We start from the raw sequence: 13,250 nt of genomic DNA, 5'->3' as shown, positions 1-13,250 counted from the left end.
CACCCTTCCAATACTGTGCATAAGGCGGCAAAATGCGACTCATGGATTGTTCAGGCATGTAAGGCAGGCTTAAGGATGGATTGGAAGTACCTTCCCCCGATGGCCGCGCTGCGCGCTTTCTCGGCCTTTGCGCAATGCGGCAACGTGCAGGCGGCGGGCGATGCGCTGGGGGTCAGCCATGCGGCGATCAGCCAGCAGTTGCGTGTGCTTGAGACGCATCTGGACGTGGCGCTGCTGGATCGGTCGGGCCGGTCGATGCGCCTGACCCCGGCGGGCGAAGTGCTGGCCAAGGCGCTGCACGCGGGGTTCGCCGCGATGATCGAGGCGGCGCAGGACATCACCGGGACACGGGACGAGCGGCCCTTGCATATCTCCTGCACGCCGACCTTTGCCGCCTCGTGGTTGATGCCGCGCCTGCCGTCTTTCCGGGCCCAGCACCCCGAAGCGAACCTGCGCCTTGATCCCACGCCCGCGCTTGCGCCGCTTTCGCCAGACGGGATCGACATCGCGATCCGCTATGGTGTCGGCCCCTGGCCGGGGTTGGAGACGGAGCTGCTGATCGCGTCTCCCATGGTGGTGATTGCCGCGCCTTCACTGGTGGGGGAGGGGCCCTTGCCGCCCATTGACGTCCTGTCAGACTATCCCTGGCTGGAAGAGGCGAGCACGTCGGAAAGCACGGATTGGCTGCGACGCTTTGGGAATGGCGCGCTGGCGCCGAAGGCGCTGATGCAGGTCCCCGGCAATCTGCTGCTGGACGGGGCGCGGAACGGGCAGGGGGTGGCAGTCACGGTGCTGTTGTTCGTGGCACGCGACATCGCTGCCGGACGCCTGCGGGAATTGCACCGGACGGAAAGGCCCGGATCGGGTTACAACATGGTTACGCGGCCCGGCGTGATGCGGCCCGCGCTGAAGAATTTCGTGCGTTGGATTCGCCGTGAGGCAGCGCAGGATCAGATGATCAGCCCGGCCCGATCATAAAGCAACTGACGTTGCGCGCCGCCAGCCTGCGGCAGGCCAGGTCGGCGCTGTCGCGGGTCATGCCGAGGAAATTGGCATCAAACCCCTGCGGGCGCTGCACCACCTTGCGCAGGCTGCCATCCAGGGTCGCCATTTCCGCCAGCGCGGTCTTGAGCAGGATCTTTTCCGCCGCATACCGGCTGGGATAGCGGCCGACGTTGACGCCCCATTGCCGCCCGCCCGATGTCGAAATCCGGCTGACAACTTCCTGTTCGACGGGGGCCGCTGCTGCGGGTGCCTGCGCCGCCCTGGGTCGTAGTGTCGGACGCACGGAGGCCTGTGCGGCGGAGGCGAGGGTGACCACAGCGTCGGTTTCGGCGGGTTTTGCCTGCGGCGACGGGGTAGGGGTCTGAACCGCTTCCTTCAGGGCTGCGGTGATGTCTGCATTCGTCACGACAGGCTCGGCAGAGGCCACCATGACGGGGGCTTCGCTGCCGGGGCGCAATTGCGGGCGCTTGGAGCTTTTGACTGCGCCGACCAGGCGGATGGTCTTGCCCGCGCCGCCCGCGACCGAGCCTGCGTTATCGTCTTCGACATCGGCATAGACGGTTTCGCGCTGGGGCTTGCGCAGCGGTGCGTTCGAGGGTGCGCGGCGGAACCCAAGGTCCATCAACTCGGCCACCTTGGCGTTGCGTGATGCGGTGGACTGGCCACCGAAGACGGTCACGATGATGCGCTCGTTTCCACGCTCGGCAGAGGCCGTGAGGTTGAAGCCCGCAGCCCTTGTATAGCCGGTCTTGATCCCGTCAGCGCCTTTGTAGGAGCTCAGAAAGCGCCGGTTGGTGTGGCTGACCCTCTTGACCCCGGCATCCGCCTCGATGCGGGAGAACAGGTTGTAATACTGCGGGAAATCATACAGCAGATGCCGCCCCATCAGGGTCATGTCATGGGCTGTGGACAGGTGGCCTGCCTCGGTCAGCCCGTGCATGTTCTTGAAGGTCGTTCGCGTCATGCCCAGGGATTTGGCGGTGCGGTTCATCCGGCGGGCGAACTTGGCTTCGGACCCTTCGATTGCCTCGCCGATGGCGGTGGCGGCATCGTTGGCGGATTTCACGGCAGCAGCGCGGATCAGGTAGCGCAGCGCAATCTTCTGGCCCGGACGCAGGCCCAGCTTGCTGGGCGGTTCGGCGGCGGCATTCTTGGAAACCGTGACTTTGGTGTCGAGCGAAATTTCACCGCGCTGGATCGCCTCGAAAGCGATATAGAGGGTCATCATCTTGGTCAGGGAAGCAGGGTGCAGCCGGGTATCGGCGTTCTGCGCATGCAGAACCTTTCCGGTCCTGGCGTCGATCACATAAGCAGCATAGGGGGCGGCAATGGCACTGAGGGGCAGAATGACCAGAAGCCATATTGCCGCGAGGAAAAATAGCCCGAAACGGGCCGGCTGAATGCGCCGCGCCTTCATTGGAAACCTGCCTTTTACTGCCTCTGGACCGCCGATTTTTCGACTGGCCACGATTTGATTACAGTTAAGGTAACACAGGAACCAATTTCGGGAAAGGCATAACGTACTGGTAAATCAGCGAAATCGGGGGTGAGCGCCGTCCACATCTAGGGGGCGGGAAATTTGATGCCACAATAGGGGCGATTAAGGCGAGATTATGGCAGTACTTGGGCGGAGTTGCCTCTTTTGAATCCTTGGCGCGCTTGGCCGTTCAGTCGGCTGATTTGCACCGCGCGGCCAGCTCCGGCAGTTGGGTCAGATCGGTGATCTCTGCAAACCTGGGATGGTCGTCTGGTGCCTTGGCGTGTTCCAGCGCCCAGGTCAGGCCGTGCGGTATCAAAACACCCCATCCGCCCGCGTCCAGCATCGGCAGAACGTCCGAGGACATGGAGTTGCCCGCCATCAGGCCCTCATCGACACCTGTGCCATGACGCCTGAAGATCTCGGTGTATTCAACGGGTGTCTTGTGTGACACGACCTCGATGGCGTCGAAATGGTCGCGCAGCCCGGATTGTTCCACCTTGCGCATCTGGTCCAGCAGGTCGCCCTTGGTAATCAGCAGCAGCTTGTGATCGGGCCGGAGTGCGGCCAGCGTGTCCTGCACCCCCGGCAACAGCTCGATCGGGTGGGACAACATATCGCGCCCTGCATCCAGGATTTCGGCAATCACGGCCGCAGGGACTTTGCCATCCGTGATCTCGATCGCAGTTTCGATCATCGACAGGGTGAAACCCTTGATCCCGAAACCGTAGTGGGAAATGTTGCGGCGTTCCGCCTGCATCAGCCGCGCCATCAGGTCGGGTTTTTCCACGTGATCGGCCAGCAGATCGGCAAAACGGTCCTGGGTCAGGGCAAAAAACTGTTCGTTTTGCCAAAGCGTATCGTCGGCATCAAAGCCGATTGTGGTTAATGCTACTGACATTTCCATGCTGCCTCTTTTCTCAATACAGGAACAGGTTATATAGACGCACATACGACTCACCAACGCACAGCAACCTGTCGGAGCAGCAATGCGCCTTGAAGAACACATGATGGCGGACAAGTCTGACGATGACGGTCAGACCGATCTGCTGACCAAGACCAAGCCCAAGACAAAGCGGCCCCCGTTGTACAAGGTGTTGCTGCTGAACGATGACTTTACCCCGATGGAGTTTGTCGTACATGTGTTGGAGCGGTTTTTCGGTCTAAACCATGCGCAGGCGTTCGAGATCATGCTGACCGTTCACAAGAAGGGTCTGGCCGTGGTCGGTGTGTTCAGTCACGAGATTGCAGAGACCAAGGTCGCGCAGGTAATGGATTTTGCACGCCGGCATCAGCATCCGCTGCAATGCACCATGGAAAAAGAAGAATAGCGTGTGATTGACGCACGCTTGGATCTGGCGCTTCAAGGCGGGCTCGACCTGCCTGAGAAAGGCCTGATCGCTGTATTCCGCCCCAAGGCCGAAGCGCAACTGCCGGGGCTGGACACCGAGCGCTGTCATATCATTCAGGACTTCAAACCGCTTTACGACAGCTGGGAGGCGCGCGGTTACAACGCGGTCCATATGATCAGCGACCGCTATGCCGCCGCGATCGTCTGCCTGCCCCGCGCCAAGGCAGAGGCGCGTGCGCTGATCGCCCAGGCCTGCGAGACCTGCGACGGGATCGTGGTGATCGACGGTCAGAAGACCGATGGCATCGATTCCATTTTCCGCGAGATGAAACAGCGCGTTACCGTGAATGGCCCGATTTCCAAGGCGCATGGCAAGCTGTTCTGGATCGACCCCGCCGCCAAGGATTTCTTTGCCGACTGGATGCAAATGCCCGCGCAGACGGAGGATGGTTTCTGGACCGCGCCGGGCGTGTTCTCCGCCGATGCGGTCGATCTGGCATCTGCGCTTCTGGTCGATGCGCTGCCCGACAAGTTGGGTGCGGAAGTGGCTGATCTGGGCGCGGGCTGGGGTTTTCTGGCGGCCCATGTGCTGACACGCGAGAGCGTTCAGACAGTACATCTGGTCGAGGCCGGGCACAGCGCGCTGGAATGCGCGCGGCATAACGTGACCGACGACCGCGCCAAGTTCCATTGGGAGGACGCGACCAAATGGGCTCCGCCGCACCGGATGGACACAATCGTGATGAACCCGCCGTTCCATCAGGGGCGCGCCGCCGAGCCGCAGATCGGCCAGGCCTTTGTCGCCGCCGCCTCAAGACTGTTGCAGCCGAATGGCAATCTGTGGATGGTAGCCAACCGTCACCTGCCTTATGAGGCCGAGTTGAAGAAGAACTTTGCCCATGTCGATGAACTGGGTGGCGATGCAAGGTTCAAGCTGTTCCATGCAGCCAAACCGACGCGCCAGCGGCGCTGACCACATCTGAGAAGGGATAGCGATGTCTTTTTCGATTTCCGGCAAGACCGCGATTGTCACCGGCGCGGCCAATGGCATCGGCCTGTCGATTGCGCGGCACCTAGCGAATGCGGGTGCCAATGTCATGTGTGCCGATGCGGACGAAAAGATGCTGATGGAGGAACTGGGCGATGAGCCGGACGACGGCAACATCCGCACCTTTGCGGGCGACCTGCGCCAGCGCCTGACCATCGCAAACCTGATTTCAGCTACCATAGATGCCTTCGATCAGGTGGATATTCTGGTCAACGCCTCGCGCCAGGTGATGACCACCGATGCGCTTGATGTGGAGGACACCTCTGTCGAGACCTTGCTGGATCACAACCTGATGACAGCCCTGCATCTGACACGGGCCGTGTCGCGGCGGATGATCAAACAGGCGGATCCGGAATCCAAGGCGCAGGTCGGTTCAATCATCAACCTAAGCTCCACCGCCTGCAAACAGACCCGGCCGGAGCTGATGGGCTATGCCATCGCGGCCTCGGCGGTGCAGCAGATGACCCGGTCGATGGCGCTGTCGCTGGCCCAGCACCGGATCAGGGTCAATGCGATCTCCTTTGGCAGCGTGATGAGCGCGTCGCTGCGCGCCGCCGTCGCTGAAAACCGCGAATGGCGCGACGACATCCGCAACAACACGCCGCTGGGGCGCATCGCGTCACCGAACGAGCTGTGCGAGGCGGTGCAGTTCCTGGCTGCGGACAGTTCCGGCTTCATGACCGGAGAGATCATGGTGATCGACGGCGGGCGCACCCTGCTGGATGCGGTCTCCGCCCCGGCGCATTGATCCGGCCGTCAGGTCACGACCGGGAAGACGGGACTTGCTTCCTTGAGAGCACGAGCAACGCCAGGGCAATGCTCGCGGGCACGAATTGCGGAAGGCCGGATTTCACCGCAACAGTCACCGCGGCCCCGACCCCTGCAAGGGCAACGAAGGTCAGGAAACAGGCGGCAATTCTGAACTGCCATCTCTCCTCTTTGATCAGCAGAGACCAGACCAGCCCGGCCGCGAGAAAAGCGTTATAGAAGCCCTGGTTGGCGGCCATCTGGATGGTCGGTTCAAAAAGCTCGCGCGGCATCGAGGTAAACACTTCCGGACCACGTGTGGTCCAGGCGAAGATTTCAAACCAGGCGATATAGAAGTGGAGCGCGGCGATAAGGGCCACAAGAACCAATGCAATGTTTTTCATAGTCGTTTCCCTGCTGTTGCAGCGCTTATGACCCGGGACGGGAAAGCAAGTTGGTTGAATGAGACCATTTACCACAACTATACGTCGAAAGGCTTCTTTCTCTGAGTTGAGCATGCCTTGAGGTGGTAGCCGACACTCAGGAAACAGTTTGGACCAGCGACTGCTCTACCAACCGGCCTCCGCCAGCGCGTGACCATAGTTGGGCGAGACGCGCATGCGGTCCCCGATGCCCGCATCGCATAGCGCGCGGTGCATGTCGGGCAGACGCCAGCAGGGGACATGCATGACCATGTGATGTTCAAGGTGGTAGTTGACCCAATAGGGCGCGACCAGCGCGCGGGCGATGGGGCCTGCGCGGGTGGTCCGGACGTTCTGCAGCGGGTCCTCTGACTGCTCCGTCGCGCCGTGTTCCGCGATGTTGCGGATGCGCAGGACCAGCTGGAACCACGTCAGGTACGGCAGCAGCCAAAAGGCCAGACCGTACCACCATTCTCCAACGACGCTCATCAGCAGGGCAACCCCCAGAAAGACCGGCAGCGATTTCCACAGGTCCCGCGCCTTGAACGCCTGCGCGGCGTCCTGGTTGGCCGCCTCGATCGCGTCGTCATCACCGGCCAGGCGAAACGACATGACGATCTGCCCGATCAATTGCCGCAGGCCAGTCTGCCCCGTCAGGTCGCGCAGGAACTTGCGCCGCAGGCTGGCGTGGCTTGTCGGAAACTTGGCGGACAGGATCAGATCGGGGTCCTTGTCGGTCTGGGTATAGCGGTGGTGGGTCAGGTGGTAATGGCGATAGCTGGAGAGCTCCGCCAGGATCGGGCGACCGCAGAGCCATTCGCCCGCGAATTCGTTGATCCGGCGGGACTTGAACAGCGCGTTATGCGCGGCGTCGTGCATCAGGATGGCAAGGCCCAGTTGACGCGACCCGATCAGCACAACCGCCAGCAGGAAGGTCAGCGGGTTGGGCCAGATGGCAAAGACTGCGACAGCGCCAAAAATCACGCTCCAGCAATGGATCACCAGCCAAGCGCCCATGGCGTTGGATCGGCCTGCCAGCCGATGGATGGTTTCAGCATCCAGATATGCTTTGCCTGGTGTCATGTTCCCATGTTGTTCCAAAGGCATCGACAGGTCAAGCGCACCGGGGCCAGCGGCATCAACCAACACAAAACCCCCAAGGTTTGCACCTTGGGGGTCAGGCATTTTATCATGTCAGATGTGGAGCTTACTGCTTGGGCAGCATCACGCCGTCGATAACGTGAATCACGCCGTTCGACTGGTTCACATCTGCGATGGACACAAAGGCACCATTGTCGTTTTCATCGGTGATCAGCACGCGGCCATCATCTGCAATCGACGCGGACAGCATGCAGCCACCGACCGTGGGGATCATATGCGTGCCGCCGTCCGCCGCGATCATGCCTGTCAGCGCTTCGGCTGTGACCTTGCCGGCAACGACGTGGCAGGTCAGGGTCTTGGTCAGCAGATCGCGGTTGGCTGGTTCCAGCAAAGTGGTGACGGCGCCGTCTTCAAGGCGTTCGAAACCTTCATTGGTTGGCGCAAAGACGGTGAAGGGGCCTTCACCCGACAGGGTTTCAACCAGACCTGCTGCCTTTACCGCGGCAATCAGGGTTGTGTGATCCGCCGAATTCACGGCATTTTCGACGATGGTCTTGTCAGCGAACATTTCCGCGCCGCCAACCATCGGGTTCTCTGCAGCGAAAGCGGCGGTTGTCCCCAGAGCGATGGCAGAGGCGGCAATAGTCATCTTGATCGTGTTCATTTCTGTCTCCCAACATAAAATAACGGTACGTATGGGTTAACAACGACGGCTGTGGGGAATTAGTTTCAGGACCTTTCGTCGAAACGTCCCGCTGCGGCTGCGTTCAGGAAAAAACAACGCGGTTTTATGCTTGACGGGCGCGGTGGGCTGGCATAGTCCACGCGCTCATGGCGTTATAGCTCAGTTGGTTAGAGCGAACGACTCATAATCGTTAGGTCGGTGGTTCGAGTCCACCTAACGCCACCATATCCCATTTTACCCGCCAGGTGACCTGCCCCGCATCAGCGGTCCGCAGGCTGCCGTGTTGCGGTGCCCGAATTTTCCCGTATAAGCTGCAGGCAGTCAGGAACTATAGTGCCGAAATCGGCGCGCAATTGGCGATTTCGTTGAATTGCCCGGATTGGGGCCAAGCCTTTGTTGACGCCGATACGCTGGTATTGTCTGATCCGGATGCATTCACAAAAGGCCATTGTCCGGTGATAAGGGCGAGGTCGGGAATCTTAAAGGGAGAAGACCACATGATGTTTCGCAGAACGCTTCTGGGGGCAGCGGGTGCCGCACTGGCAACCGCGCTCACAGCAACCACCGCCATGGCGCAGGATGTCACCCTGCGCATGCACCAGTTCCTGCCGCCGCAGGCCAACGTACCCAGGCTGGTTCTGGATGTCTGGGCCGACAAGGTCGAAGAGGACAGCGCAGGCCGCATCAAGGTAGAGCGCTATCCGTCCATGCAACTGGGCGGCACCCCGCCCGAGCTGATGGACCAGGCCATTGACGGGGTTGCAGATATTGTCTGGACCGTGGTCGGCTATACGCCGGGTCGCTATCCGTCGACCGAAGTATTCGAACTGCCCTTCATGGTGGACGATGCGCGCGCGGCGTCTTCCGCCTATTGGCAGATGTTCGAAAAGCACATGAAGGACGGCGAATTCAAGGACCTGCACATTCTGGGTACATGGGTCCACGGCCCCGGCCTGATCCATGCCAACAAGGAAGTCCGCACGCCCGACGACATGGAGGGGCTGAAGATCCGCGGCGGCTCTCGTCTGGTCAACCGTCTGCTGGAACTCACCGGTGCGACACCGGTCGGCATGCCGGTCCCCGCGATCCCGGAAGGCCTGTCCAAGGGTGTTATCGACGGCACCACCATCCCGTGGGAGGTCACCTCGGCGCTCAAGGTTGCGGAACTGGTCAAGAACCACACCGAATTCGATGGTGCGCTTTATACGCTGACCTTCGTGCTGGCGATGAACAAGGATCGCTATGACAGCCTGCCCGATGACCTGAAAAAGGTGATCGACGATAACTCTGGTCTGGAATTCTCGATCTTCGCGGGCGGCGCGCAGGCGGATGCCGATGGCCCCGCCCGTCAGCTTGCCGTTGATCTGGGTAACAACATCGTCACATTGAACGACGAAGAGACTCAGGTGTGGCGCGATGCGGCCCAGCCGATCTATGAAGAATGGATCGCGGACATGCAGGGCAAGGGCATCGACGGTCAGGCCCTGATCGACGAGGCGAAGTCGTTGATGGACGCCTACCAGAAATAAAACGCCCGGCGTTTGACCGACCCGCAGCCATCATGCTGCGGGTCGGTTTTTTAGCACTATTTTACCGAAAGGTTGTCGCGGATGCGCAGTATTGTCCACGCCCTTGCACGCGTTACGGCGCTTTTGGGGGGCTTTGTTCTGTTGGCGCTGATTCTGCTGACCACGCTGTCGATCATCGGGCGCTCCGTGAACAAGGTCCTGCATGCGGATTTCTTTGACACGGCGCTGACCGGGTTTTCGCAATTCCTGCTCGATCTCGGGGTGGGCGAGATCAACGGCAGCTACGAACTGTTGGAGGCCGGGGTCGCCTTTGCGATCTTTTCCTTTCTGCCGATCTGCCAGCTTCACGGGTCGCATGCGACTGTCGATATCTTCACCGCTGCCCTGCCGGGCGGGTTCAATCGCTGGCTTGCGGCGTTCTGGGAGGTCGTTCTGACCGCCGTGGTGATCCTGCTGATCTGGCGGCTTTTCGGCGGATTGGAGCGCTATTATGGCAATGGCGAGACAACGCTGTTCCTGCAATTTCCGGTTTGGTGGGCCTATGCCTGTAGTTTTGCCGCCGGGGTGGTGGCCTGTATCGTGGCGGTCTATTGCGCCATCGCGCGCCTGTCGGGGGCGCTGACCGGGCGCGACACACTGCCAAATCAATCGGAAGGGCACTGACATGAGCGGTCTTGAGCTGGGCTTTTGGTCCTTTCCCGTTCTGCTGATCATGGTCTTCCTGCGCGCGCCCATCGGGCTTGCGATGATGCTCTGCGGTTTTGGCGGCTGGTATTTCTTCATGGGCGGCAACCCGACGCCGCTTCTGGCGAAGCTGAAATCCGAAACCTACACAACCTTTTCCAGCTATTCGCTGAGCATCATCCCGATGTTTCTGCTGATGGGCCAGTTCGCCACCCTGTCGGGGATGTCGAGCGCACTGTTCAAGGCGGCGGAATCCTTTCTGGGTCACCGCCGGGGCGGGGTCGCCATGGCGGCGGTCGGGGCCTGCGCGGGCTTTGGTGCCATCTGCGGTTCGTCGCTGGCCACGGCGGCAACCATGTCCAAGGTCGCCCTGCCGGAGCTGCGGCGCTATGGATATTCGGGCGGCTTTTCGACGGCCACGCTGGCAGCGGGCGGGACACTGGGCATCCTGATCCCACCCTCGGTGATCCTGGTGATCTATGCGATCCTGACCGAACAGAACATTGCCAAGCTGTTTCTGGCCGCCTTTATCCCCGGCATCCTTGCCGCCCTTGGCTATATCATCACCATTTCGATCTATGTGCGCCTGAACCCCAAGGCGGCAGGCACGCGCCCCGCTGTGCCCATGGCCGAACGGTTCCGCGCGCTGGCAGATACCTGGCCGGTGCTGGTGATCTTCTTTGTCGTGGTCGGTGGTATTTATCTGGGGTGGTTCACCCCGACCGAAGGCTCGGCCATCGGTGCCGCCGGGACCGGGCTTGTCGCCCTTGTGTCGGGCAGCCTGAACTGGGCGGTGCTGCGCGACAGCCTGCTGGGGACGGCAAAGACCACCGCGATGATCTTTTTCATCGTGCTGGGAGCAGGGTTCTACAACGGGTTCCTGGCCCTGTCGGGCGTGCCGCAGTTCATGGCTGACTGGGTGGTGACGCAGGGCTTCAGCCCGCTTCTGGTGCTCAGCATCATCCTGTTGTTCTACCTGATCTTTGGTTGCCTGATGGACAGCCTGTCGATGATCCTGCTCACGGTGCCGATCTTTTTCCCGGTAATCTCTGCCATGGATTTCGGAATGAGCGCGGAACATGTCGCGATCTGGTTCGGCATCCTTGTGCTGATCGTGGTCGAAGTGGGCCTGATCACGCCGCCGGTGGGCATGAACCTGTTCATCATCAACACGATGGACCGCGAAACCCCGATGACGGAAACCTACAAGGCGGTGATTTATTTTGTGGGTTCCGACATTGTCCGGGTGATCCTGCTGGTCGCTTTCCCCGGCATCACCCTGTTCCTGTTGTCTTAGGGACTTCCGAAAGGAGCCAGCGCCATGACGGCCCATCTGAACCTGAAACCGCATGACGTGACCTTGCAGGAACGGGCGGATGGCACTGTCCTGATGCGGTCGAACCTGCCGCTGGGGTCGGTGGCGCGCCGTACCGGTGACTGGCTGGATCATTGGGCGGCGGAAACGCCAGACGCGGTTTTTCTGGCAGAACGTCAGGGGCAGGGCTGGCGCGAGGTGACCTATGCGCAGGCGCTTACCCATGTCCGCGCGATTGCCAGCCATCTGCTGGAACGTGACCTGGGCCCGTCCTGTCCCATCATGATCCTGTCCGGCAATGGCGTGGATCACGGGTTGCTGACACTGGCGGCCCAATACGTCGGCATCCCCACGATCCCGGTGGCCGAACAATACAGCCTGATCCCGGCAGCCCATCCGCGCCTGTCCCATGCGGCGGCGCTGGCGCGGCCCGGTCTGGTCTTTGCCGCCGACGCCACGCCATACGCGGCGGCCCTCGCGCTGGACGATTTTGCCGGGATCGAAACGCTGTCAGCCGCGCCCGGTGACAGCGGGGCCACGGACCTGGCCGATCTGCTGGTGCCCTCAGGGGCAGACATCACCGCCGCCGCCGCAGCGGTGGGGCCGGAAACGCTGGCCAAGATATTGCTGACCTCAGGCTCGACTTCAGAGCCGAAGGGGGTGCTGACAACCCATGGGATGCTGACCACCAATCAGGCGCAGATCGCGGCCTGCCTGCCGTTCCTGTCGAGCCGCGCGCCGCGCATCGTGGACTGGCTGCCGTGGAACCATACCTTTGGCGGCTCCTACAATTTCAACCTCATGCTGGCCAATGGCGGCAGTCTTTATGTCGACGATGGCAAACCCGCGCCGGGGCTGTTCGACCGCACGGTCGAGAATCTGGGGCTGATGTCGGGCACGATCAGCTTCAACGTGCCGGTGGGCTTTGCCCAGTTGGTACGCGCCCTGGAGAAAGACACCGCCCTACGCGATACCTATTTTGCCGATCTCGACATGATCTTTTATGCCGGTGCGTCCCTGCCGCAGGACACATGGGCGGCGCTTGAGCGTCTGGCGATGGAGGCGGGCGGAAAGCTGCCGCTGATCACCACGTCATGGGGCCTGACCGAAACCGCGCCCGGTTGCCTGATCAGCCATCAGCCCGCCAAGGGGGCCGGTATCGTCGGTGTCCCCATGCCCGGCATCGAGGTCAAGCTGGTGCCGGATGCCGACATGCGCTGCGACGTGCGCGTGCGCGGTGCCAGCATTACAGGCGGCTATCTCGACAACCCCGAAAAGACCGCCGATGCCTTTGACGAAGAAGGGTTCTTTATCACCGGTGATGCGATGCGGCTGGTGGACCCGAATGATGCGAACCGGGGTTTGCGGTTCGACGGACGCCTGTCGGAAGATTTCAAATTGACCTCCGGCACATGGGTGCGCGCGGCGAACCTGCGGCTTGATGTGCTGTCGGCCCTGGCGCCCTTTGCACAGGACGTCGTGATTGCCGGCGAAGGGCGTGACGACGTGCGCGCGATGATCCTGCCGAACCGTGCCGCCATCGCCGCACAGGGCTGGGAGATCTCCGAGACCGCAGGCATCCTCAGGTGCGCCGGGCTGGAGGCCGAACTGGCACAACGCCTGACCACGCTTGCCGGCTCTGCCGCGGGCAGCGCCGGGCGGGTCTGTGCGGCCATTGTCCTGGCGGAGCCTGCGTCGATAGCTGAAGGCGAGGCAACGGCGAAAGGCAACCTGAATTTTCCCCGCTTTCTGTCCCGCCGGGCCGCGCTGGTGGCACGGCTGTTCGCCCCGGAAAGCCCCGATGTGATCCACATCTTGCACTAAAGTGCAATTCATGTCCGCATCGCTTGCGGCTGCGGCACTCAAGTGCACACTGCCTCTACCGT

General features: G+C 61.5%; 13 protein-coding genes and 1 tRNA gene. 9 read left to right on the top strand and 5 right to left on the bottom strand.

Annotated elements, in window-relative coordinates; genetic code table 11:
- Positions 1-75 precede the first annotated feature (75 nt).
- The gene (locus A8B82_RS16910) at positions 76-978 is read left to right on the top strand and encodes a LysR family transcriptional regulator (protein ID WP_067294989.1); all 903 of its coding nucleotides are present in this window, start codon (positions 76-78) and stop codon (positions 976-978) included.
- On the opposite strand, the gene A8B82_RS16905 is transcribed toward A8B82_RS16910, so the two are convergent.
- Together A8B82_RS16905 and A8B82_RS16900 are read right to left on the bottom strand one after the other, a co-directional pair.
- Positions 959-2,422, bottom strand: coding sequence for a D-alanyl-D-alanine carboxypeptidase family protein (locus tag A8B82_RS16905; protein ID WP_067294986.1), 1,464 nt, complete (start codon positions 2,420-2,422; stop codon positions 959-961). The genes A8B82_RS16910 and A8B82_RS16905 overlap by 20 nt on opposite strands.
- A 250-nt stretch (positions 2,423-2,672) precedes the next feature.
- Positions 2,673-3,383, bottom strand: coding sequence for an HAD family hydrolase (locus A8B82_RS16900; RefSeq protein ID WP_067295214.1), 711 nt, complete (start codon positions 3,381-3,383; stop codon positions 2,673-2,675).
- Positions 3,384-3,471: 88 nt separating this feature from the next.
- Here A8B82_RS16900 and clpS point away from each other — a divergent pair, with 88 nt between their 5' ends.
- The 3 genes from clpS to A8B82_RS16885 are packed head-to-tail and all read left to right on the top strand — an operon-like array spanning position 3,472 to position 5,629.
- Positions 3,472-3,813 (top strand): ATP-dependent Clp protease adapter ClpS, encoded by a 342-nt coding sequence (gene clpS / locus A8B82_RS16895; RefSeq protein ID WP_067294983.1) that lies wholly within the window; start codon positions 3,472-3,474, stop codon positions 3,811-3,813.
- A gap of 3 nt (positions 3,814-3,816) precedes the next feature.
- Positions 3,817-4,806, top strand: a complete 990-nt coding sequence (locus A8B82_RS16890; protein WP_067294980.1) for a class I SAM-dependent methyltransferase — start codon at positions 3,817-3,819, stop codon at positions 4,804-4,806.
- 22 nt (positions 4,807-4,828) lie between these two features.
- Positions 4,829-5,629, top strand: a complete 801-nt coding sequence (locus tag A8B82_RS16885; protein WP_067294978.1) for an SDR family NAD(P)-dependent oxidoreductase — start codon at positions 4,829-4,831, stop codon at positions 5,627-5,629.
- A 13-nt stretch (positions 5,630-5,642) separates the two neighbouring features.
- Here A8B82_RS16885 and A8B82_RS16880 read toward each other — a convergent pair whose 3' ends face one another.
- From A8B82_RS16880 to A8B82_RS16870, 3 genes are all read right to left on the bottom strand, one after another.
- Complete coding sequence (locus A8B82_RS16880; RefSeq protein WP_067294975.1) at positions 5,643-6,032, bottom strand: DUF1304 domain-containing protein; 390 nt, start codon at positions 6,030-6,032, stop codon at positions 5,643-5,645.
- 165 nt (positions 6,033-6,197) lie between these two features.
- A complete protein-coding gene (locus tag A8B82_RS16875; protein ID WP_067295211.1) occupies positions 6,198-7,133 on the bottom strand; it encodes a fatty acid desaturase family protein in 936 nt (311 codons plus the stop codon).
- A 124-nt stretch (positions 7,134-7,257) separates the two neighbouring features.
- Positions 7,258-7,815, bottom strand: coding sequence for a fasciclin domain-containing protein (locus A8B82_RS16870; RefSeq protein ID WP_067294973.1), 558 nt, complete (start codon positions 7,813-7,815; stop codon positions 7,258-7,260).
- Positions 7,816-7,984: 169 nt separating this feature from the next.
- Here A8B82_RS16870 and A8B82_RS16865 point away from each other — a divergent pair.
- The 5 genes from A8B82_RS16865 to A8B82_RS16845 all read left to right on the top strand — a co-directional run bounded on the left by A8B82_RS16865 (position 7,985) and on the right by A8B82_RS16845 (position 13,188).
- Positions 7,985-8,061 (top strand) — tRNA-Met (locus tag A8B82_RS16865).
- 272 nt (positions 8,062-8,333) lie between these two features.
- Positions 8,334-9,365, top strand: coding sequence for a TRAP transporter substrate-binding protein (locus A8B82_RS16860; protein WP_067294970.1), 1,032 nt, complete (start codon positions 8,334-8,336; stop codon positions 9,363-9,365).
- Positions 9,366-9,446: 81 nt separating this feature from the next.
- Complete coding sequence (locus A8B82_RS16855; protein ID WP_067294967.1) at positions 9,447-10,028, top strand: TRAP transporter small permease; 582 nt, start codon at positions 9,447-9,449, stop codon at positions 10,026-10,028.
- Between the two features lies 1 nt (position 10,029).
- Positions 10,030-11,346 (top strand): TRAP transporter large permease, encoded by a 1,317-nt coding sequence (locus A8B82_RS16850; protein WP_067294966.1) that lies wholly within the window; start codon positions 10,030-10,032, stop codon positions 11,344-11,346.
- A 24-nt stretch (positions 11,347-11,370) separates the two neighbouring features.
- Positions 11,371-13,188 carry a feruloyl-CoA synthase gene (locus tag A8B82_RS16845; protein ID WP_067294963.1) on the top strand — a complete coding sequence of 606 codons (1,818 nt, stop codon included), beginning with the start codon at positions 11,371-11,373 and terminating at the stop codon, positions 13,186-13,188.
- Positions 13,189-13,250 lie beyond the last annotated feature (62 nt).

Origin of the sequence: Sulfitobacter sp. EhC04 (assembly GCF_001650875.1) — a bacterium.
In the GTDB taxonomy this organism is placed as follows: domain Bacteria; phylum Pseudomonadota; class Alphaproteobacteria; order Rhodobacterales; family Rhodobacteraceae; genus Sulfitobacter.
The sequence above is the reverse complement of the archived record's forward strand: the minus strand, read 5'-3'. Positions and strand labels throughout refer to the sequence as shown.

What these genes read in the sequence shown, in the direction of transcription:
- A8B82_RS16855 (WP_067294967.1), top strand. Translation starts at nt 9,447, where the DNA reads ATGCGCAGTATTGTCCACGCCCTTGCACGCGTTACGGCGCTTTTGGGG.
- A8B82_RS16885 (WP_067294978.1), top strand. Translation starts at nt 4,829, where the DNA reads ATGTCTTTTTCGATTTCCGGCAAGACCGCGATTGTCACCGGCGCGGCC.
- A8B82_RS16870 (WP_067294973.1), bottom strand. Translation starts at nt 7,815, where the DNA reads ATGAACACGATCAAGATGACTATTGCCGCCTCTGCCATCGCTCTGGGG.
- clpS (WP_067294983.1), top strand. Translation starts at nt 3,472, where the DNA reads ATGCGCCTTGAAGAACACATGATGGCGGACAAGTCTGACGATGACGGT.
- A8B82_RS16845 (WP_067294963.1), top strand. Translation starts at nt 11,371, where the DNA reads ATGACGGCCCATCTGAACCTGAAACCGCATGACGTGACCTTGCAGGAA.
- A8B82_RS16860 (WP_067294970.1), top strand. Translation starts at nt 8,334, where the DNA reads ATGATGTTTCGCAGAACGCTTCTGGGGGCAGCGGGTGCCGCACTGGCA.
- A8B82_RS16900 (WP_067295214.1), bottom strand. Translation starts at nt 3,383, where the DNA reads ATGTCAGTAGCATTAACCACAATCGGCTTTGATGCCGACGATACGCTT.
- A8B82_RS16905 (WP_067294986.1), bottom strand. Translation starts at nt 2,422, where the DNA reads ATGAAGGCGCGGCGCATTCAGCCGGCCCGTTTCGGGCTATTTTTCCTC.
- A8B82_RS16875 (WP_067295211.1), bottom strand. Translation starts at nt 7,133, where the DNA reads ATGACACCAGGCAAAGCATATCTGGATGCTGAAACCATCCATCGGCTG.
- A8B82_RS16880 (WP_067294975.1), bottom strand. Translation starts at nt 6,032, where the DNA reads ATGAAAAACATTGCATTGGTTCTTGTGGCCCTTATCGCCGCGCTCCAC.
- A8B82_RS16910 (WP_067294989.1), top strand. Translation starts at nt 76, where the DNA reads ATGGATTGGAAGTACCTTCCCCCGATGGCCGCGCTGCGCGCTTTCTCG.
- A8B82_RS16850 (WP_067294966.1), top strand. Translation starts at nt 10,030, where the DNA reads ATGAGCGGTCTTGAGCTGGGCTTTTGGTCCTTTCCCGTTCTGCTGATC.